Genomic DNA, 19,277 nt, shown 5'->3' with positions numbered 1-19,277 from the left:
CCGCCGCGTCTCAGCCCTGCGGCACCGCGTACAGCTCGACCCCGGACAGCGCGTACCCGTACCGGGTGGCCCGGGCCACGCCCTGCACCCGCAGGTACTGCGCGCCCGGCGCGTCGAAGCGGACCGTCTCGGTGCCGCCCTGCCCGTTGTCCACCTCCGCCACCGTGGTCCACGCCACGCCGTCGGCCGAGGCCTCCAGCCGGTACGCGGAGGCGTGCGCGCCGCCCCAGTGCAGCACCGCCGAACCCAGCCTGGCGGGCTGCGGCAGCCGCAGCTGCACCCAGGCGCCGTCCTCGGCGGGGGCGCTCCAGGACGTCGCCGGGTCGCCGTCGGCGACCGCCGCCGCCGGGGTCTTCGGACCGTCCTCGGCCGAGGCGGTCGCGGTCGCGGTCGGCGCCAGGTCCGGCCCGCCGACCGGCGGGACGACGTGCACCAGCAGCTCCTGGCGGACGCTCAGCGCGCCCGCGGTGAACACCACCGGCACCCGGTAGGTGCCCGACGGGGTGTCCGCGGCCGCCGTGACCAGCAGCGGCGCGCCCGCCCGGCCGCCGCGCGGCACCGTCACCGCCGGGGCCGGGGCCACCACCAGGCCCTTCGCCACGGCCGGGACCTCGGCCCGCAGCGCGCCGGTCAGCGCGTCCGGCCGCCCGGACTCCACGGTGGCCCGGGCCGCGGCCGGCGCGGCCGCGCCCGCCACCACGTCCAGGGTCGGCTCGGCCAGCGTCAGCCGGGCCGCCGGGACGTCCGCCCACCACGGGATCACCTGGTTGACCACCGGGGCCTCGCCGCCCGGCCGCCACACCAGCCGCAGCGCCTCCACCGGCCCGCCGTCGGCCCGCAGCTCGTTGTAGCCGGGCCGCACCGGGCCCAGGTCCGCCCAGCTGCCGTCCGGGCGGCGGACCTGCGCGGTCGCCTCGGCCCGCACCGTCGGGTCGGTCAGCACGGTCAGCCGGTCCAGCGGCCGGGCCGAGCCCAGCTCCACCGTCAGCGGGTCGTCGCCCGCGGCGGGCGGCGCGGCCGCCCGGAACGCCGAGTCCGGGTCGCCGGAGAGCACCGCCTCGGGCGAGGAGCCCGGCGCGGCCGGGGGGCCGGACACCGCGGCGGCCACCGCGTCCGGCGCGGCCGCGGTGAACTCCCGCACCGCGACGGAGGTCTGCTGCCCGCCGGTGGCGCGCAGCCGCACCGCCTTGGCGACCGCGCCCGCCGGGGCGCTCGCGGTGACCGTCCGCTGCCCGTGCACCGTCGCCAGCCGGTGCCAGCCGCCCGAGCCGCTCCAGTACTCCAGCACCCCGTCGTGCAGGTAGTCGTCGGCCGCCGAACGGGAGTCCGGGTCGTCGCCCGGGCCGCCCATCAGCACCGTCACCGAGCCCAGCGGCTTCGGGGTGCCCAGGTCCAGGCCGAAGCTGTCGCCGACCTGCGGCTGCGCGGACGACCAGTAGAAGGTCTCCCCGGAGCCGTCCGCCATCAGCGCCGGGCCGTGGTCGTGCGAGGTGCCCAGCGTCGTCGTCGGGGACGCGCCCGCGGTGATGCCCGACCAGGTGTCCGCGGACTTCTCCGCCCGGTCCAGGAACGCGTCCAGCACGCCCTTGCCGACCGTCACCGGGTTCTGCTCCAGCACCCCGCGCTGCCGCCCCAGCTCCAGCCGGGCCTGCCAGGCCGCGGTGCCGTCGCCGCCCTGCTGCGCCAGCAGCACGTCCACCGCCGCCCGGCCCGCCGAGCCGTACGCCGACAGCCGGGCCAGCCACGGCGCGGCGTCCGCCGCCAGCGGGTCCCCGGCCAGGGTCCGCGGCGCGTCCGCCATCACCGCGAACGCCTCGCGCAGCGGCTGCGCGGCCGCCCGCAGCTGCGCCGCGTCGGCGGGCGCGCCGGAGGCCGGCTCGGCCGCCGCCCAGAACTCCTCCACCAGCGGCGCCAGGTACGCCGACTCCTGGCCGCCCAGCGGCGAGGACGCGCTGTTGCCCGCCAGCGCCGCCGCCGCGGCCTGCTGCGCGGGCCCCGCGGTCAGCAGCCGCAGCGCCGCGGCCAGCGACTGCCCGGGCCGGTAGCCGTCCGGCTGCCAGCCGAAGTCCGCGGCGGTCGCCAGCGGGATCCGGGACGCCACCGGCTGGCTCATCGCCGAGGTCAGCAGCACCGCCGAGCGCCGCGCCACCTCGGCGTCCCGCCCGGCGTAGCCGCCCAGGAACAGCCGGTCCGGCGCCGAGTCGTTCACCGGGTAGTTGTCCATGGTGACCAGCGGCCGCCCGAACAGGTCCGCGGTGGCGTCGGCCTGCTCGCCCGTCACCTTCTCCGGGATCGCCGCGCCGCCGCTCCACACCACCCGCACCCCGTCCGGCAGCCCGGCCGCCAGCGCCGCCCGGTACGGGGAGGTGCCCTGCTTCAGGTACTCGGTGGGCACCACCGACAGCGCCACCCGCCCGGGCCGCTCCGCCGCCAGCTTCTGCTGCACCGCCGCGGTCAGCGCCGCCTGCGCCTTCGCCGCCGCCACCGGCCCGGTGCCGAACTTGCGCCGGTCCGCCCCGCAGTGCCACTCGTCGTACGACACGTCCAGGAAGTCCAACTGGAAGGCCTGCACGCCCAGTTGCCGCAGCCCGTCGAGCTTGGCGACCAGCGCGTCCACGTCCTTGCCGGAGGAGAAGCAGAACGACTGCCCCGGCGCGACCGAGTACCCCACCGTCACGTGGTTGGCCCGCGCCCGCGCCGTCAGCTCGGCCAGCTCGGCCGCCTGCCGCGCCGGGTACGGCTCCCGCCAGCGCTGCGAGCGGTACGGGTCGCCGCCCGGCGCGTACAGGAAGTAGTCCTGCTTGGTGCGGCCCAGGAAGTCCACCAGCGCCAGCCGCTGCGCGGCGCTCCACGGCGCCCCGTAGAACGACTCCGCGGTGCCGCGCTGCGCCGCACCCGAGGGCCAGTCGCGCAGCAGCACCCCCGGGAACCCCCTGTCGCCCCCGCCGCCCTGCCCCTGGCCCGGGCCGACCGGCGACAGCAGCTGCGCCAGGCTCTGCGCCGCGTAGAAGGTGCCCGCGCCGTCCACCCCCGCCAGCACCACCGCGCCGTACGAGCCGCCCGCGGTGGGCAGTTGGCCGGACGCCAGCAGGTAGCCGCCCGAGGGCAGGCCCGCCAGCTGCGGCACCTCGGTGTCCTTCAGCCCGTTCGCCGCCGCGAGCAGCCGCAGCGCCCGGTCGACCGCCCCGCCCGCGCCCTCGTACGGGCCGCCGACGTACACCACCAGCGAACCGGGCGCGGGCTGCTCGGGCGCCTGCGCCGCGGTCACCACCCCGTCCGCGCCCGCCCGGGCCAGCAGCGCGCGCACCGCGTCCACCGCCGGGCCGTCCGCGGAGTCCGCCAGCACCACCGTCACCTGCCGGGGCACCGCCACCGGCCGGCCGCCCGCCCGCAACTCCTGCGGGCGCGGGAACACCTGGGGGTCCGTCAGCGAACCGAGCGGCAGCGGCGCCTCGGCGACGGCCGCGGGCTCGGCGGGCTCCGCGGCGTCCGTGGTGTCCGCGGCGGAACTGCTCAGGTCCTGGCGGGCGTTCGGCTCCGCGGCGAAGCCCGGTGCCGGGAGCAGCAGGCCGCCGACCACCGCCGCCGCCGACAGCGTCGCCGCCACCCGCAGCGTCCCGGCCCGTCGGCCGGTGCGGCGCTCGGCCCGCACCGAGGCCAGCAGCGGCTCGGTGCCCTTGACGTCCGCGATGAAGCGGTCCGCGGCCCGCGGCGCCAGCTGCCGCGCCGTCCGCGCCGCCGTCCGGCGGGCCGCCAGCGCCGCCGGGTGGTACAGCACCTCGCGCAGCGCCGCGCTCTGCTCCAACCGCTGTCGCAGCCGACGCCCGGCCGCCACCGACACCCGCGCCTGCACCGGAGCCTCCTCGCCCGAAACGCCCAGCTCAACGGCCCCCCGCCGCTCCGGCCCGGCCCCCCGCGGCCGTCCGGCCCGCCCACCCCACCAGCTACCCGCGCCCCTGTCAACGCCCCTGGCGGCTATGTCCGTTATCGCCCGAAAAGGCCGGAGGTCCGGTGCGGCGGCAACCGGGCGGTGCGACGTTCACCCGACCGGTGCGGGGCGCGGGCCGTGTCGGTCGGGGTCGCCGGGCGGCGGCGCGGGTAGGACTGTGCCTGTCGGCGTTCGGAAGCCTGAGGACGGAGTGCGCTGGGTGGCCGCATACCTTGACCGCGAGCAGGCGGGATTCGAACAGGTTCCGGCGGAGGACAACCCGCCGGCCCCACCGGAGTTGACGGCGCTCGCGCACGCGTACGGAGTGGACACCAGCTACGACGCCGGGTCCGGCCCGGTGCAGGTCGGGGCGCAGACGCTGACCGCGGTGCTGGCCGCGCTCGGCGTCGACGCCGGGACGCCGGAGCTGGCCGCGAAGGCCCTGGAGCGGCACCGCGAGGAGGCCGCCCGGCGCCTGCTGCCGCCGACCGTGGTGGCCTGGCAGGGGCGGCGCACCGCGCTCGACCTGCCCGCCGGGGCAGAAGTCCGGATCGAGCTCGAACAGGGCGGCGACGCCTGGGAGCTGACGGACGAGCACGCGCACTGGCTGCCCGCCGACCTGCCGCCCGGCCGCCACCTGCTGGCCGTCCGGGCGGACGGCCGCACCGGCCGCGCCGCGCTGGTCGTCGCCCCGCCGCGGATCCCCGAGCCGCAGCAGCGCAGCTGGGGCTTCCTCGCCCAGCTGTACTCGGTGCTGGGCGAGCAGTCCTGGGGCATGGGCGACCTGGCCGACCTCGCGGAGCTCGCCCAGTGGGCCGGCGCCGAACTCGGCGCGGGCTTCCTGCAGATCAACCCGCTGCACGCGGGCATGCCCGGCGCCCCCTCCGACCCGTCCCCGTACCGCCCCTCCTCGCGCCGCTTCGCCGACCCGGTGCACCTGCGGATCGAGGCGCTCCCCGAGTACGCCCGGCACGAGGAGGCCCGTGACTTCTCCCGCCGGGCCCGGCTGCTGCGCGAGGAGGTGCTGGAGCACGACGCCCTGATCGACCGCGACTCGGTCTGGTCGCTCAAGCGCCAGGCCCTGGAACTGCTGCACGCGGTGCCCCGCGGCGTCGGCCGGGAGGCCGCGTACCGGGCGTTCGTCCGGCGCGAGGGCGAGTGGCTGGAGCGGTACGCGGCGTGGAACGCGCTGGCCGAGGTGCACGGCGCGGGCTGGCACTCCTGGCCGAAGGGCCTGCGCCACCCCGCCAACCCCCAGGTGGCCGCGGCCAAGGCCGAGTTGAGGGACCGGATCGAGTTCCACCGCTGGCTCGCCTGGCTGGTCGACGAGCAGCTGCGCGCCGCCCAGCGGGCCGCCACCGACGCGGGCATGCCGCTCGGCCTGATCCACGACCTCGCGGTCGGCGTCCACCCCGACGGCGCCGACGCCTGGGCCCTGCAGGACGTGCTGGCCACCGGCATCTCCACCGGCGCCCCGCCGGACGCCTTCAACGCCCACGGCCAGGACTGGGGCCTGCCGCCCTGGCGCCCCGACGCCCTCGCCGAGGCCGGGTACGCCCCGTTCGCCGAACTGATCCGGGCCTCCGCCCGGCACGCCGGGGCGATCCGGATCGACCACGTGATGGGCCTGTTCCGGCTCTGGTGGGTACCCGCCGGGGCCCGCCCCACCCAGGGCACCTACGTCCGCTACGACGCGGAGGCGATGCTCGCCGTCCTCGCCCTGGAGGCCCACCGGGCCGGCACCGCCGTCATCGGCGAGGACCTCGGCACCGTCGAGCCCGGCGTGCGCGAACGCCTCGCCGACCACGGCGTGCTGGGCACCTCCGTGCTCTGGTTCGAACGCGACTGGCACGCGGGCGGCACCGTGCTGCCCCCCGAGCGCTGGCGCCCCGGCTGCCTGGCCACCCTCACCACCCACGACCTGCCCCCCACCGCCGCCCGGCTCACCGGCGAGCACGTCGAACTCCGCCACCGGCTCGGCCTGCTGGCCCGCCCGCTGAACGAGGAACAGGACGCCGCGACCGCCGAACTCGACGACTGGCAACGCGAGTTGATCCGGATCGGGCTGCTCTCCGAGGGCGAGCCCGCCACCCCCGAGGCGCTGTACGCCTACCTGCTCGCCACCCCCGCCAAGCTGGTCGGCGTCTGGCTCCCCGACACCGTCGGCGACCCCCGCCCGCAGAACCTCCCCGGCACCTGGGACCAGTACCCCAACTGGCGCCTGCCGATCGCCGACGCCACCGGCACCCCCCGCACCCTGGACGCCCTGGCCGCCGCCCCCGGCACCGCGGGCATCGCCGCCACCCTCGCCCCGCTCAACCCGCCCGCCCCGCTCAACCCGCCCGCCCCGCTCAACCCGCCCGCCCCGCCGCCGTCGGGACACGCCGACAGGCGCACCCCGCCGGGCGCGACGGTGTAGGGGGCCGGTACCTTGGGAAACGTGGACAAGAGGAACGCAATGCGCGCCGGTGCGGTCACCGCGGCGGCCACGCTGATGATGCTGATGTCGTCGCCCGCCATGGCCCTCGTGCGCGACGACGGCGACGACCCGGGCACCGGCCTGAGCGTCGGTGAGACCCTGGGCCTGTTCGTCGCCCTCCCGATCGTCGCCTTCGCGGTGATCGCGGGCCTCTGCATGATCCCCGGCAGCAAGAAGAAGTAACCCGGGCCCCACCGCCCGGACGACGGCGACCGCCGGATCCCGACCCAGGTCGGAGACCCGGCGGTCGCCGTCGCGTTCCGGCGCTGCCGACGAGCCCCGCCAGGGGCCCGGGGAACGGCGGGTCCGTGCCTGCCGGTGGCCGGATCCCGTCGAAGGTCCGTGCTGCTCCGGGCCGCTGAAGGGCCCTCCGGCCGCCTCAGTCCCAGCCCGCCGTCGTCTCCTGCCGCCCGTCCGGGTGGATCGCCAGCGCCCGGACGCCCTTCGCGGCCAGCCAGGGCAGGGCCCGGGGCGCGCCCATCGCGAACGCCGCGGTGGCGAGGGCGTCGAGGCGGGTGAGGTGCGGGCCGACCAGGGTGAGGGAGGCGAAGGAGGCGGCGGGCAGACCGGTGTGCGGGTCGATGACGTGCGGGCCGCGCTCGGCGGTGCCGGAGGTGGCGACGGCCAGGTCGCGGCCGGTGACGACCCGGGCGACCGCCCCTTCGCGGTGCGGGTCGGCGATGCCGATCCGCCAGGGCCCGCCCGCGGTCTGGACGTCCCCGCCGCCGCTGACGCAGTGGTGCGCGGAGCCGGACTCGCGCAGCGTCCGGGCGGCCTCCTCGACGGCCCAGCCCTTGACGTAGCCGCTGGGGTCGAGCCGTCCGCCGGGCCGCGCGGTGAAGTAGCCGCCGGTCTCCGCGCCGAGTTCCGCGCACCGCTCCAGCACCCACCGCACCTCGGGGTCGGCCTCCGCGAGGGCGAGCTCCCCGCGGCCGAGCCGGCTGATCTCGCTCTCCGGCCGGTACGTCGAGAACAGCGCGTCGATCCGGTGCAGCCGCTGCACGGCGCGCCGGAGCGCCGGGCCGGTCCCCGGCCCGGGGTCGCGGACGGCGAAGGAGAAGACCGTCCCCATCACGTGCTCGACGTGGTCGGCGGTCACTGCGCGGCCTGGTCGAGGGCGCTCTGCAGCGAGCGGGTGTAGCCCTCGCTGGTGTACGTCGCGCCGGAGACGACGTCGATGTCGGCGCTCTGCGCGGCGATCGCCTCCTGGTTGAGGACGGGAACGGCGCGCTCGTTGATCTCCTGGTCGCGGCGGTCGCGGGTGGGGTACTGCACCACGTCGATCCTGCTGATCCTGGTGCCGGCCATGGTGACCACGACCTGCACCGGCCCGTACCGGGTGTTGACCGCGCTGCCGGTGAGGGTCCGGGAGTCCGCACCGGTGTCCTGGACGCCGCCGGTGCCCCCGGCGGGGGCGGTGCCGTCCGCGGCGGGGACGGCGCGGACGGCGGCGGGGTCGTGGGGCTTGAGGGAGAGCAGCAGGACGACCCCGGCGGCGGTCGCGGAGGCGGTGATGACGGCGCGTCGCATGGCGGCGGGTGCTCCTAGAGGGCGAAGGACTCGTGGTGGATGCGGCCGGCCCGGACCCCGGCGGCGCGCAGGGCGCGCACGGCGTCGGCGGTGAACTCCTCGGGGCCGCACAGGTAGACCTCGTGCCGGGCGAGGCCGGGGACGAGCCGGCGCAGCGCCGCACCGAGGTCGCCGACCTCGGCCCGGCCGCCGAGCAGTTCGTGCACGCGCACGCCGCGCTGCGCGGCGACGGCGGCCAGCTCGCGGCGGAACAGCACGTCCTCGGGGCGGCGGGCGCGCTGCACCAGGGTGAGCTCCCCGGGGAGGGTCTCGGCCAGCGCCCGCAGCGGCGTGACGCCGACGCCCGCGCCCAGCAGCAGCACCGGCCCGCCGCGGTGCCGCCGCGCGGTGAACGCCCCGTACGGGCCCTCGGCGCGGACCTCGGTGCCGGGGGCGAGCGCGGCGAGGGCCGCGCTGTGGCCGCCCAGGTCCTTCACGGTGAAGCGCAGGAAGCGCGGGTGCGGGGGAGCGGAGAGCGAGTACGGGTTGGCGGCCCAGCGCAGTTGCGGGGTGAGGAACTGCAGCCGGAAGAACTGCCCGGGTTCGGCCCGCAGTTCCTCCAGGTGCCGCCCGGTCAGGAACACCGAGACCACGCCCGGCCCCTCGGCCCGGACCTCGGCGACCTCCAGCCGGTGCCGCCGGTCGCGCAGGTACGGGCCGATCAGCCGGTACCGGGCCAGGACGGCGGCGGTGCCGAAGTACAGCAGGTACCAGCCGGCCCTCGCGGGGCCGTCGGCCAGGTCGGCGCCGGTGGTGAGCTGGTGGGCGAAGCCGAGCGCGACGGCCAGGTAGGTGGCCAGGTGCAGGTAGTACCAGGTCTCGTAGCCGAGCCTGCGGCGGGCGGCCCGGGCGGAGACCGCGCCGGTGCCGAGCAGCAGCAGGGTCCCGGCGGTGGCCTTCAGCATGTCGGGGAAGTGGAACACGACCTCCACGGTCTGGCCCCACAGGCCCTGACCGCCGGTCAGCGCGTAGCCCCAGACCACCGTCAGCACGTGCACGGTGACCAGCGAGACCAGGTAGCGGCCGCCGTACGCGTGCCAGCGGGCCAGCCGGTCGGCGCCGACCTCGCGCTCCAGCAGCGGGATCCGGGCCATCAGCAGCAGCAGGACGGGCGCGGCGTACCCGGCGAGCAGGCCGGTGATCCGACCCGCGCCGGTGAGCCAGTCGGCGGCGCCCGCGACCCGCGGGGTGCCGGTCCACCAGAGCGCGAGGACGCCGAGCGCACCGAGCGCGACCAGGGCGGGCACGCCGCGGCGGACGGCGTCCGGGTGCGGGGCGGCGGGCCGGGCGGGGGTGGGAAGTGCGGTCAACGGGCCCTCCTTCGGCGGTACCCGGTCACGCTCGCACCGGAAGCTCTCAGTTTCCTGTGAACCCGTTGCCCGATCGATGGTCCCCGAAGGGTGTCCGCCCAGCTCGGAGGCCCGGCAGCGGGGCCCGGAGCAGTCCGACGATCTCACCGCTTTCTCATCCCGGAACGGCAGAATGGCCCCCATGCAGCACGCGGACACCCCCTGGCGGGTCCTGGTGGTCGACGACGAACCCGACCTGGTCGAGGTCCTCTGCGGGGCCCTGCGCTACGAGGGCTGGCAGGCCCGCGGCGTCACCGGCGGCCTGGACGCCGTCGCCGCCGCCGCCGACTGGCAGCCGCACGCCGTGGTGCTCGACGTGATGCTCCCCGACTTCGACGGGCTCGAAGTGCTGCGCCGCATCCACACCACCGCCCCCGAGGTGCGCGTCCTGTTCCTCACCGCCCGCGACGCCGTCGAGGACCGGATCGCCGGGATCAGCGCGGGCGGCGACGACTACGTCACCAAACCGTTCAGCCTGGAGGAGGTCGTGGTCCGCCTGCGCGGCCTGCTCCGCCGCACCGCGCCCCCCGGCCCCGCCACCCCCGGCACCCTCGCCGTCGGCGACCTGCGCCTCGACCCCGCCACCCGGGAGGCCCGCCGCGGCGACGACCCCGTCGACCTCAGCCCCACCGAGTACGCCCTGCTCCGCTACCTGATGGAGCACCCCCGCCAGGTGCTCAGCAAGGCGCAGATCCTGGACGCCGTCTGGTCCTACGACTTCGGCGGCCAGGCCCACGTGGTCGAGCTGTACATCAGCTACCTGCGCCGCAAGATCGACGCCGGCCGGACCCCGATGATCCACACCGTCCGCGGCGCCGGGTACGTCCTGCGGGCGGCCGCCGGATGACCCTCCCCGCCGACCCCGTCGGCCCTGCTGTTCACGCCGCCCCTGCCGTCCATGCCGCCCCCGCCCCCGCCCGGCGCCCCCGCACGCTCCGCCCCCGCACGCTGCGCTCCCGGCTGGTGGCCGGCCTCCTCGTCCTGCTCGCCCTGATCTGCGCGGGCATCGGCGTGGCCACCTGCGAGGCGCTCCGGCACTTCCTGGTCGACCGGCTCGACCAGCAGCTCGCCGCCGCGGGGGGCCGCTACGCCGCCAGCCTCGAACACCCCGGCGAGGACGGCCACGACACCCGCGGCCAGGCTCCCGGCACCTTCGGCGCCCGCCTGGTCGACGGCGGCCTCACCCACGCCTCGGTGGTCTGCGGCGCCCTGGCCGGGGACGAGGACGACCACGCCGACGGCACCGAACGCGTCGGGAGCACCGGGGAGGCCGACGCCGCCGTCCCGCTCGACGCCGCCGACCTGGGCGCCCTGCGCGCCCTGCCCGTCGACGGCAGCCCGCGCGACCTCCGGCTCTCCCGCCTCGGCCAGTACCGGGTCGCCGCCATCGCCGGCGACGACCGCGCCACCCTGGTCACCGGCCTGCCGCTGCACCCCGTCGACGAGACCGTCCGGCGCCTGCTGCTGATCGAGCTGGTGGTCTTCGCCGCCGCCCTCACCGCCGCCGCGGCCGCCGGGACGGTGGCCGTCCGGATCGCCATGCGGCCCCTCGACCGGGTCGTCGCCACCGCCGAACGGGTCTCCGCCCGCCCGCTCGCCAGCGGCGCCGTCGACCTGGCCGAACGCGTCCCCGACGACGACCCGCGCACCGAGGTCGGCCGGGTCGGCACCGCCCTGAACCGCCTGCTCGGCCACGTCGCGGACGCCCTGACCCGCCGTCAGAACGTCGAGGAGCGCCTGCGCGCGTTCGCCGCCGACGCCAGCCACGAACTGCGCAACCCCGTCGCCACCGTCCGCGGCCACGCGGAACTCGCCCTCCGGCACCCCGGCCCCGTCCCCGCGCCCGTCCGGCACTCGCTGGAACGCATCAGCGCCGAGTCCCGCCGGATGGGCACCATCGTCGAGGACCTGCTGCTGCTCGCCCGCCTGGACGCCGGACGCCCGCTCGCCGTCCAGGACACCGACCTCACCCGGATCGCCCTCGACTGCACCGCCGACGCGCGGGCCGCCGCCCCCGGCCACCGCTGGCTGCTCGAACTCCCCGCCGAACCCGTCACCGTCCCCGGCGACCCGCACCGCCTCGCCCAGGTCGTCACCAACCTGCTGGCCAACGCCCGCACCCACACCCCCGACGGCACCACCGTCACCCTCCGCCTCGACCCCGCCGGCCGCCTCACCGTCACCGACGACGGCCCCGGCATCCCCGCCGACCTCGTCCCCCACGTCTTCGACCGCTTCACCCGCGGCGACCGCGCCCGCTCCCGCCGCACCGGCTCCACCGGCCTCGGCCTCGCCATCGTCCGGGCCGTCGTCCACGCCCACCACGGCACCGTCACCCTCGACAGCACCCCGGGCCGCACCACCTTCACCGTGACCCTGAACGCTTAGGGAGGCGAGAACAGGGGCTCGGGGAACGGCGGGTCCGAGCTGCTGGAGGCCGGACCCCACCGGTGCGTCCGTGCTGCTCCGGGCCGTAGTGACAGCACCCGAAGCCCCACGGCACGCACCGGCGGTGAACCCCTCGCAGCCCCGGGCCCGCCGTTCCCCGGGCCCCTGATTCCTCAGCGGTCGGCGGCCTGAGCCCTGAGCGCCCGCTCCACGCCCGCCCGGGCCTCGACGACCTGGCGCCGCAGCGCCGGGGCCGGGTCCGCGGTGGCGAGCCAGGCGTCGGTGGCGTCCAGGGTGGCCTGCGAGACCGCGTAGGCGGGGTAGAGCCCGCCGATGATCTGCTGGGAGATCTCGTGGCTGCGGGTCTCCCACACCTGCTTGACCGAGGCGAAGTACTTCTCGGTGTAGGCGGCCAGCAGCTCCCGCTGGTCGGGCTGCTGGAAGCCCGCGATCACGGCGTCCTGGACGTAGTTGGTGAGGGTGTCGGAGTCGACCACCGACGCCCAGGCCTCGGCCTTGGCCTCGGCGGTGGGCCGGGCCGCGCGGCAGGTCGCGGCGTGCTCCTGGCCGGAGGAGGTGTTGTCGCGGGCGAGTTCGGCGTCGATCGCCGCCTCGTCGGCGCGCCCGGTGGCGACCAGCCGGCCGAGCAGGCTCCAGCGCAGTTCGGCGTCGACGGCCAGGCCGTCGATCTCCGCGGTGCCGTCCAGCAGCCCGGCGAGCAGGGCGAGCTGGTCGTCGGTGCGGGCGGCGCCGGCCAGCGCGCGGGCCCAGGCGAGCTGGTGGTCGCTGCCCGCGGGGGCGGCGCGCAGGGCGTCCTCGGCGGCGGCGGCCCAGCGCTGCAGGCCGGTCTCGCGCCAGGCGGGGTCGGCGTACAGCTCCAGGGCGAGCTTGACCTGGCGCTGCACGGACTGGACGACGCCGATGTCGCTCTCGCGCTGGAGGCCGGAGAGGGCGAGCGCGAGGTAGTCGCGGGTGGCGAGTTCGCCGTCGCGGGTCATGTCCCAGGCGGAGGCCCAGCACAGGGCGCGCGGCAGCGAGTCGGCGAAGTCGCCGAGGTGCGCGGTGACGACGGCGAGCGAGTCGGCGTCGAGCCGGACCTTCGCGTAGGAGAGGTCGTCGTCGTTGAGCAGCAGCACGGCGGGCCGCTTCCGCCCGGCGAGCTGCGGGACGGCGGTGCGCTCGCCGTCGACGTCCAGCTCGATCCGGTCGGTGCGCACCAGCTTGCCGTCGACGAGCTCGTACAGGCCGACGGCGATCCGGTGCGGGCGCAGCACGGCCGCGCCGCGGGCGCCGGCGGGCAGCGCGGGGGCCTCCTGGAGGACGGCGAAGGACTCGATCGTGCCGTCCGCGGCGACCGACAGCTCGGGCCGCAGCACGTTGATGCCCGCGGTCTCCAGCCAGGCGGCGGACCAGGCGCGCAGGTCGCGGCCGCTGGCCTCCTCCAGGGCGCCGAGCAGGTCGGCGAGGCGGGTGTTGCCCCAGGCGTGGCGCTTGAAGTAGGCGCGCACGCCCTGGAAGAAGGCGTCCTGGCCGACGTAGGCGACCAGCTGCTTGAGCACCGAGGCGCCCTTGGCGTAGGTGATGCCGTCGAAGTTGACCTGGACGTCCTCCAGGTCGTTGATCTCCGCCATGATCGGGTGGGTGGAGGGCAGCTGGTCCTGCCGGTACGCCCAGGTCTTCATCTGGTTGGCGAAGGTGGTCCAGGAGTGCGGCCACTTGGAGCCGGGGGCCTCGGCCTGGCAGACGACCTCGGCGAAGGTGGCGAAGGACTCGTTCAGCCACAGGTCGTTCCACCACTCCATGGTGACGAGGTCGCCGAACCACATGTGGGCGAGCTCGTGCAGGATGGTCGCGGCGCGGGCCTCGTAGGAGGCGTCGGTGACCTTGGAGCGGAAGACGTACTGGTCGCGGAAGGTGACGGCGCCCGCGTTCTCCATCGCGCCCGCGTTGAACTCCGGGACGAACAGCTGGTCGTACTTGGCGAACGGGTAGGGGAAGTCGAACTTCTCCTGGAAGTAGTCGAAGCCCTGCCGGGTCACCGCGAAGATCGCGTCGGCGTCCAGGTGCTCGCGCAGCGAGGGGCGGCAGTAGACGCCGAACGGCACGTGCTGGGCGCCGTTGTCGTAGCTGTCGAAGACGCCGACGTACGGTCCGGCGATCAGCGCGGTGACGTAGGTGGACATCCGGGGGGTGGGCTCGAAGGTCCACACCCGGGTGTCGCCGTCGCCGACGGGCTCGGGGGTGGGGGAGTTGGAGACCACGACCCACCCGGCGGGGGCGGTGACGGTGAAGGCGAAGGCGGCCTTCAGGTCGGGCTGCTCGAAGTTGGCGAAGACGCGGCGGGCGTCGGGCACCTCGAACTGGGTGTAGAGGTAGGTCTCGCCGTCGGCGGGGTCGACGAAGCGGTGCAGGCCCTCGCCGGTGTTGGTGTAGGCGCAGTCGGCGACGACCCGCAGCTCGTTCTCGGCGGCCAGGTCGGGCAGCGCGATGCGGCTGTCGGCGAAGTTCTCCAGCGGCAGGGCGCGGCCGTTGAGGACGATCTCCGTCACGGCGGGGGCGACCAGGTCGATGAAGGTGGAGGCGCCGGGTTCGGCGGCGGTGAACCGGACCACGGTGGTGGACCGGAAGGTGCCGCCCGCGCGCGCGGAGCTCAGGTCGAGCTCGATCTCGTACGCGTCCACGGCCAGGAGTGCGGCCCGGGTGCGGGCCTCCTCACGGGTCAAGTTGGTGCCAGGCACTCGCAGGACTCCTTCGTCAGGGCTCGGGTTACCGGGAATCCTCCCATGCGAGTAACGATCCGTGTTCGGGCTTGACTCCCCCTCCGAGCAGTGCCGGAGCATAGAGTTCAGAAGTTGAAGCTGAACTTCTCACGAACAGCAAGTGCGCCCTGGAGGGTGGAACATGTCGACGGACACACCGGGATCGCAGTCCTCGCTGCACCGGGCGAATCTCGAACGGGTGCTGCGGGCCGTGCGGATGGCCGGTTCGCTGACCCAGGCGGAGATCGCCCGGGGCACGGGGCTGTCGGCCGCGACGGTGTCCAACATCGTCCGCGAGCTCAAGGAGTCCGGCACCGTGGTGGTGGCCGACACCTCCTCGGGCGGGCGGCGGGCGCGCAGCGTGTCGCTGAGCGGGGACGCCGGGATCGTGGTCGGCGTGGACTTCGGCCACACCCACCTGCGGGTGGCGGTGGGCAACCTGGCGCACCGGGTGCTGGCCGAGGAGAGCGAGCCGCTGGACGTGGACGTCTCCGCGCAGCAGGGCTTCGACCGGGCCGAGCGGATGGTGGAGCGGCTGCTGGGCCAGGCCGGCTTCCCGGCGGACAAGGTGATCGGGGTGGGCCTGGGCGTGCCGGGCCCGATCGACGTGGAGACCGGGGCGCTCGGCTCGACCGCGATCCTGCCGGGCTGGACGGGCGTGATGCCGGGCCAGGAGCTGTCCGGCCGCCTGGGCATGCCGGTGCACGTGGACAACGACGCCAACCTGGGCGCGCTGGGCGAGCTGGTCTGGGGCGCCGGGCGGGGCCTGGGCGACCTGGCGTACATCAAGGTGGCCAGCGGCGTGGGCTCCGGCCTGGTCATCAACAACCAGATCTACCGGGGCCCGGGCGGCACCGCGGGCGAGATCGGGCACATCGTGCTGGACGAGGCGGGGCCGGTGTGCCGCTGCGGCAACCGGGGCTGCCTGGAGACCTTCGTGGGCTCCCGGTACCTGCTCAACCTCTTGAACGCCAACCACCCCGGCGATCTGAGCCTGAGCAAGGTGGTGCAGCTGGCCCAGCAGGGCGACCTGGGCTGCCGCCGGGTGATCGCCGACGCGGGCCGGCAGATCGGCATGGGCGTGGCGACCCTGTGCAACCTGCTCAACCCCCGCCGGGTGATCCTCGGCGGCGACCTCGCCGAGGCTGGTGACCTGGTGCTTTCCCCGATCCGCGACTCGGTGGCGCGGTACGCGATCCCCAGTGCGGCCCGGCAGTTGTCGGTGGTCCCGGGGACGCTGGGCGGCCGGGCCGAGGTGCTCGGCGCGCTGGCCCTGGTGATGAGCGAGATGGGGGAGTCGGGGGTGCTCTGACCCCCGTGCAGGTCGTCCTGAAGGCTCGCTCGGTATCGAGTCAGCCTTCAGGAAGATAACGAAAGGGTTTGAATCCGGGGCCTCCCGGTTTTACTTATTGACGTCAAGCTTCGTCACGGGGTTGACTCCTGCCCACCTCGCCGCAACGTTCGCGGCTCTGTCAGGGAGGCTCCCCCCACCATGAACGCAATGATGCGTCGCGTTGTCGTCGGTACCGCCGCTGTCTCGATGGCGCTGACCATGGCCGCCTGCGGCAAGGCCGGCGACGACAAGAAGAGCACCGACGCGGGTTCGACCGACAACAAGTCGATCGGTCTGCTCCTGCCGGAGAACGCGTCCTCGACCCGTTACGAGTCGTTCGACAAGCCGTTCATCGAGGCCAAGGTCAAGGAGCTGTGTGCCGACTGCAAGGTCGAGTACAACAACGCCGAGGGCTCCGCCGCGAAGCAGAAGCAGCAGTTCGACACCCTGATCGCCCAGGGCGTCAAGGTGATCATCCTCGACGCGTTCGACGCCAAGTCCACCCAGGCGTGGGTCACCGAGGCCGCGAAGAAGAACGTCAAGGTCATCGCGTACGACCGTCTGGCCACCGGCCCGGTCTCCGCCTACGTCTCCTTCGACAACGAGAAGGTCGGCGAGCTCCAGGGCCAGGCCCTGGTCGAGGCGCTGGGCGCCAAGGCCGCCGAGGCCAACGTCGTGATGATCAACGGTGACGAGGCCGACCCGAACGCCGCGAAGTTCAAGTCGGGCGCCCACAAGGCGCTGGACGGCAAGGTCAAGAAGATCGTCTACGAGCAGAGCGGTGAGTGGAAGCCCACCGTCGCGGGTCAGAAGGTCGGCGCCGCCATCACCCAGCTCGGCAAGGACGGCTTCCAGGCCGTCTACTCCGCCAACGACGGCATGGCCGCCGCGATCATCACCCAGTTGAAGTCCCAGGGCATCAACGTCCCGGTCGGCGGCCAGGACGCGGGCCTCGACGCCATCCAGCGCCTCGTCTCCGGCGACCAGGCCTACACCATCTACAAGGCCTACAAGCCGCTGGCCGACTCGGCCGCCCAGCTCGCGGTGAACCTGCTCCAGGGCAAGGACATCAAGTCGGTCGCCACCTCGACCATCGACAGCGACACCGACAAGGGCATCCCGGCCCAGCTGCTGGACCCGAAGGTCGTCACCAAGGCGAACATCAAGGACACCGTGATCGCCGACGGCCTCTACAAGGCCGCGGACATCTGCACCGCGGACTACGCCGCCGCCTGCACCGCGGCCGGCCTGCAGTAACACCCGCCGGGCGGGGGCTCCCTGACCACACGGGAGCCCCCGCCCGCACTGCTCCACCCCCCCAGCAACACGCACGACGCACTACCCCGCGTGCCCGGCCCGGCACGCGGGACGGCCGTGCCGGAAACGTCAGGTCCGGCACGGGACTCAAGGAGTTGGTTCACGTGACAGGCGCACCCGTACTGGCGTTGCGCGGGGTCTCCAAGCGCTTCGGTGCCGTTCAGGCGCTCACCGACGTGCACTTGGAGGTCCACGCGGGCGAGGTCGTCGCCCTGGTCGGCGACAACGGTGCCGGTAAGTCCACCCTGGTGAAGACCATCGCGGGCGTCCACCCGATCGACGAGGGCGTCATCGAGTGGGAGGGCAAGGCGGTCGGCATCAACCGCCCGCAGGACGCCCAGCAGCTCGGCGTCGCCACCGTCTACCAGGACCTCGCGCTCTGCGACAACCTGGACGTGGTCGGCAACCTCTTCCTCGGCCGCGAGCTCAAGCGCTTCGGCACCCTGGACGAGGTCGCGATGGAGAAGCGCGCGCGCGAGCTCCTCGACACCCTGTCGATCCGCATCCCCAGCGTCCGCATCCCGATCGCGGGCCTGTCCGGCGGTCAGCGCCAGGTGGTCGCGATCGCCCGCGCCCTGGTCGGCGACCCCAAGATCGTCATCCTGGACGAGCCCACCGCCGCCCTCGGCGTCGAGCAGACCGCCCAGGTCCTGGACCTGGTCGAGCGGCTCCGCCAGCGCGGCCTCGGCGTGATCCTGATCAGCCACAACATGGCCGACGTCAAGGCCGTCGCGGACACCGTCGCGGTGCTCCGCCTGGGCCGCAACAACGGCAGCTTCGAGGTCGCCAGCACCTCGCACGAGGAGATCATCTCCGCCATCACCGGCGCCACCGACAACGCGGTGACACGTCGTCAGGCCCGAATCGCGGAGGAAGCCAAGTGAGCACCGAGACCCCCACCACCCCCGCCGCCCCCGCGGTGGACCCGCGCCTGCTGGTCCGCAAGGAGGGCCTGGCCGGCTACTTCGACGAGTTCACCCGCAAGATCCGCAGCGGTGAGCTCGGCTCGCTGCCGGTGGTCATCGGCCTGATCATCATCGCCGCGATCTTCCAGGTGAAGACCGGCTCCTTCCTCAACGCCGACAACCTCACCAACATCACCAAGTGGATCGCGGGCCCCGGCCTGATCGCGGTCGGCGTGGTGTTCGTGCTGCTGCTCGGCGAGATCGACCTCTCGCTCGGCTCGGTGGCCGGCGCCACCGCCGCCATCACCTCGGTGCTCTCGGTCCGCCAGGGCCTGAACGAGTGGCTCGCGATCGTCCTGGCGATCGCCTCCGCGATCGCCATCGGCGCCCTGCACGGCTACTTCTTCGCCAAGATCGGCGTCCCCGCCTTCGTCGTCACCCTGGCCGGCATGCTGGCCTGGAACGGCCTGCAGATGCTGGTGCTCGGCACCCTCGGCACCGTCAACAACCCGAACGACGGCGTGGTCGCCAACCTGGACAACTACTTCCTGGGCGACGGCGACATCATCTGGGCCTGGCTGTTCGCGATCGTCACCATCGTGCTGTTCGCCGCCGGCCAGCTGCTCGACTCCCGCCGCCGCTCCGCGGCCGGCCTGCCGGCCCGCCCGGTCAGCGAGATCGCGCTGCGCACCGGCGTGATCGGCGTCGTCGTCCTGGTCGCCGCCTACATGCTCAACCAGGACAGCGGCCTGCCGCTGCCGCTGGTGATCTTCGTGGGCATCGTGGCGCTCGGTGACTTCGTGCTCCGCCGCACCGCCTACGGCCGCCAGATCTTCGCGGTCGGCGGCGGCATCGAGGCGGCCCGCCGCGCGGGCATCAACGTCGCCTGGGTCCGGATCTCGGTCTACATGATCTCGGCCGGCCTGGCCGGCTTCGGCGGCCTGTTCATCGCCTCCCAGCAGGGCTCCGCCGACAAGGCGCTGGGCACCGGCAACGTGCTGATGAGCGCCATCGCCGCCGCCGTCATCGGCGGCACCAGCCTCTTCGGCGGCCGCGGCAAGACCTGGTCGGCGCTGCTCGGCATCCTGGTCATCCAGTCCATCACCACCGGTCTGGACATGGTCCGCGCCCAGCAGGCCATCCAGTACATGATCACCGGCGCGGTGCTGCTCGCCGCGGTGGTCCTGGACTCGGTCTCCCGCCGCACCCAGAAGTCCCACGGCCGCGGCTGACCCCCCGGCCCCACCCCG

13 protein-coding genes are annotated in these 19,277 nt (G+C 74.9%); 8 read left to right on the top strand and 5 right to left on the bottom strand.

What is annotated here, in order from left to right; all coding sequences use genetic code 11:
* Window positions 1–10: 10 nt before the first annotated feature.
* Complete coding sequence (locus tag OO57_RS26000; protein ID WP_051778256.1) at window positions 11–3,853, bottom strand: beta-N-acetylglucosaminidase domain-containing protein; 3,843 nt, start codon at window positions 3,851–3,853, stop codon at window positions 11–13.
* Window positions 3,854–4,148: 295 nt separating this feature from the next.
* Between OO57_RS26000 and malQ the strand changes: the two genes are divergently transcribed.
* Together malQ and psbW are read left to right on the top strand one after the other, a co-directional pair.
* Window positions 4,149–6,347, top strand: a complete 2,199-nt coding sequence (malQ, locus tag OO57_RS25995) for a 4-alpha-glucanotransferase (protein ID WP_051778255.1) — start codon at window positions 4,149–4,151, stop codon at window positions 6,345–6,347.
* Window positions 6,348–6,368: 21 nt separating this feature from the next.
* Window positions 6,369–6,590: a photosystem II reaction center protein PsbW gene (gene psbW / locus OO57_RS25990; RefSeq protein ID WP_081973970.1), complete on the top strand. Its 222-nt coding sequence runs from the start codon at window positions 6,369–6,371 to the stop codon at window positions 6,588–6,590.
* 196 nt (window positions 6,591–6,786) lie between these two features.
* Here psbW and OO57_RS25985 read toward each other — a convergent pair whose 3' ends face one another.
* Genes OO57_RS25985 through OO57_RS25975 form a run of 3 tightly spaced genes read right to left on the bottom strand, consistent with a single transcriptional unit; the run spans window position 6,787 to window position 9,286 of the window.
* The gene (locus tag OO57_RS25985) at window positions 6,787–7,479 is read right to left on the bottom strand and encodes an FAD:protein FMN transferase (protein ID WP_051778257.1); all 693 of its coding nucleotides are present in this window, start codon (window positions 7,477–7,479) and stop codon (window positions 6,787–6,789) included.
* A 23-nt stretch (window positions 7,480–7,502) separates the two neighbouring features.
* On the bottom strand, window positions 7,503–7,937 hold the full coding sequence (locus tag OO57_RS25980; protein ID WP_033255087.1) for an FMN-binding protein: 435 nt from the start codon (window positions 7,935–7,937) through the stop codon (window positions 7,503–7,505).
* A 14-nt stretch (window positions 7,938–7,951) separates the two neighbouring features.
* The gene (locus tag OO57_RS25975; RefSeq protein WP_033255086.1) at window positions 7,952–9,286 is read right to left on the bottom strand and encodes a ferric reductase-like transmembrane domain-containing protein; all 1,335 of its coding nucleotides are present in this window, start codon (window positions 9,284–9,286) and stop codon (window positions 7,952–7,954) included.
* 172 nt (window positions 9,287–9,458) lie between these two features.
* On the opposite strand from OO57_RS25975, the gene OO57_RS25970 reads away from it, so the two are divergent.
* Together OO57_RS25970 and OO57_RS25965 are read left to right on the top strand one after the other, a co-directional pair.
* A complete protein-coding gene (locus OO57_RS25970) occupies window positions 9,459–10,172 on the top strand; it encodes a response regulator transcription factor (RefSeq protein ID WP_033255085.1) in 714 nt (237 codons plus the stop codon).
* Window positions 10,169–11,713: a sensor histidine kinase gene (locus OO57_RS25965; RefSeq protein WP_081973969.1), complete on the top strand. Its 1,545-nt coding sequence runs from the start codon at window positions 10,169–10,171 to the stop codon at window positions 11,711–11,713. Before OO57_RS25970 ends, OO57_RS25965 begins: the two co-directional genes overlap by 4 nt.
* 173 nt (window positions 11,714–11,886) lie before the next feature.
* Here the strand turns inward: OO57_RS25965 and pepN are convergent, their stop codons facing one another.
* Window positions 11,887–14,451 carry an aminopeptidase N gene (gene pepN, locus OO57_RS25960; RefSeq protein ID WP_033255084.1) on the bottom strand — a complete coding sequence of 855 codons (2,565 nt, stop codon included), beginning with the start codon at window positions 14,449–14,451 and terminating at the stop codon, window positions 11,887–11,889.
* A gap of 163 nt (window positions 14,452–14,614) precedes the next feature.
* On the opposite strand from pepN, the gene OO57_RS25955 reads away from it, so the two are divergent.
* From OO57_RS25955 to OO57_RS25940, 4 genes are all read left to right on the top strand, one after another.
* On the top strand, window positions 14,615–15,784 hold the full coding sequence (locus OO57_RS25955) for an ROK family transcriptional regulator (RefSeq protein ID WP_033255083.1): 1,170 nt from the start codon (window positions 14,615–14,617) through the stop codon (window positions 15,782–15,784).
* Window positions 15,785–15,964: 180 nt separating this feature from the next.
* A complete protein-coding gene (locus tag OO57_RS25950) occupies window positions 15,965–17,062 on the top strand; it encodes a sugar ABC transporter substrate-binding protein (protein WP_033255082.1) in 1,098 nt (365 codons plus the stop codon).
* 155 nt (window positions 17,063–17,217) lie between these two features.
* Window positions 17,218–18,006: an ATP-binding cassette domain-containing protein gene (locus OO57_RS25945; protein ID WP_081973968.1), complete on the top strand. Its 789-nt coding sequence runs from the start codon at window positions 17,218–17,220 to the stop codon at window positions 18,004–18,006.
* Complete coding sequence (locus OO57_RS25940; RefSeq protein WP_033255080.1) at window positions 18,003–19,259, top strand: sugar ABC transporter permease; 1,257 nt, start codon at window positions 18,003–18,005, stop codon at window positions 19,257–19,259. The genes OO57_RS25945 and OO57_RS25940 overlap by 4 nt, the downstream gene beginning before the upstream one ends.
* The last annotated feature ends 18 nt before the right edge of the window (window positions 19,260–19,277 follow it).

This window comes from Kitasatospora phosalacinea, from assembly GCF_000717185.1.
Taxonomy (GTDB): domain Bacteria; phylum Actinomycetota; class Actinomycetes; order Streptomycetales; family Streptomycetaceae; genus Kitasatospora; species Kitasatospora phosalacinea_A.
This window is presented reverse-complemented; position numbering and strand designations above follow the sequence as displayed.

Bases quoted from the DNA above. Each gene is read 5' to 3' on its own strand.
- OO57_RS25970 (WP_033255085.1), top strand. From the start codon at position 9,459: ATGGCCCCCATGCAGCACGCGGACACCCCCTGGCGGGTCCTGGTGGTC.
- OO57_RS25955 (WP_033255083.1), top strand. From the start codon at position 14,615: ATGTCGACGGACACACCGGGATCGCAGTCCTCGCTGCACCGGGCGAAT.
- OO57_RS25985 (WP_051778257.1), bottom strand. From the start codon at position 7,479: ATGGGGACGGTCTTCTCCTTCGCCGTCCGCGACCCCGGGCCGGGGACC.
- OO57_RS25980 (WP_033255087.1), bottom strand. From the start codon at position 7,937: ATGCGACGCGCCGTCATCACCGCCTCCGCGACCGCCGCCGGGGTCGTC.
- OO57_RS25965 (WP_081973969.1), top strand. From the start codon at position 10,169: ATGACCCTCCCCGCCGACCCCGTCGGCCCTGCTGTTCACGCCGCCCCT.
- OO57_RS25950 (WP_033255082.1), top strand. From the start codon at position 15,965: ATGAACGCAATGATGCGTCGCGTTGTCGTCGGTACCGCCGCTGTCTCG.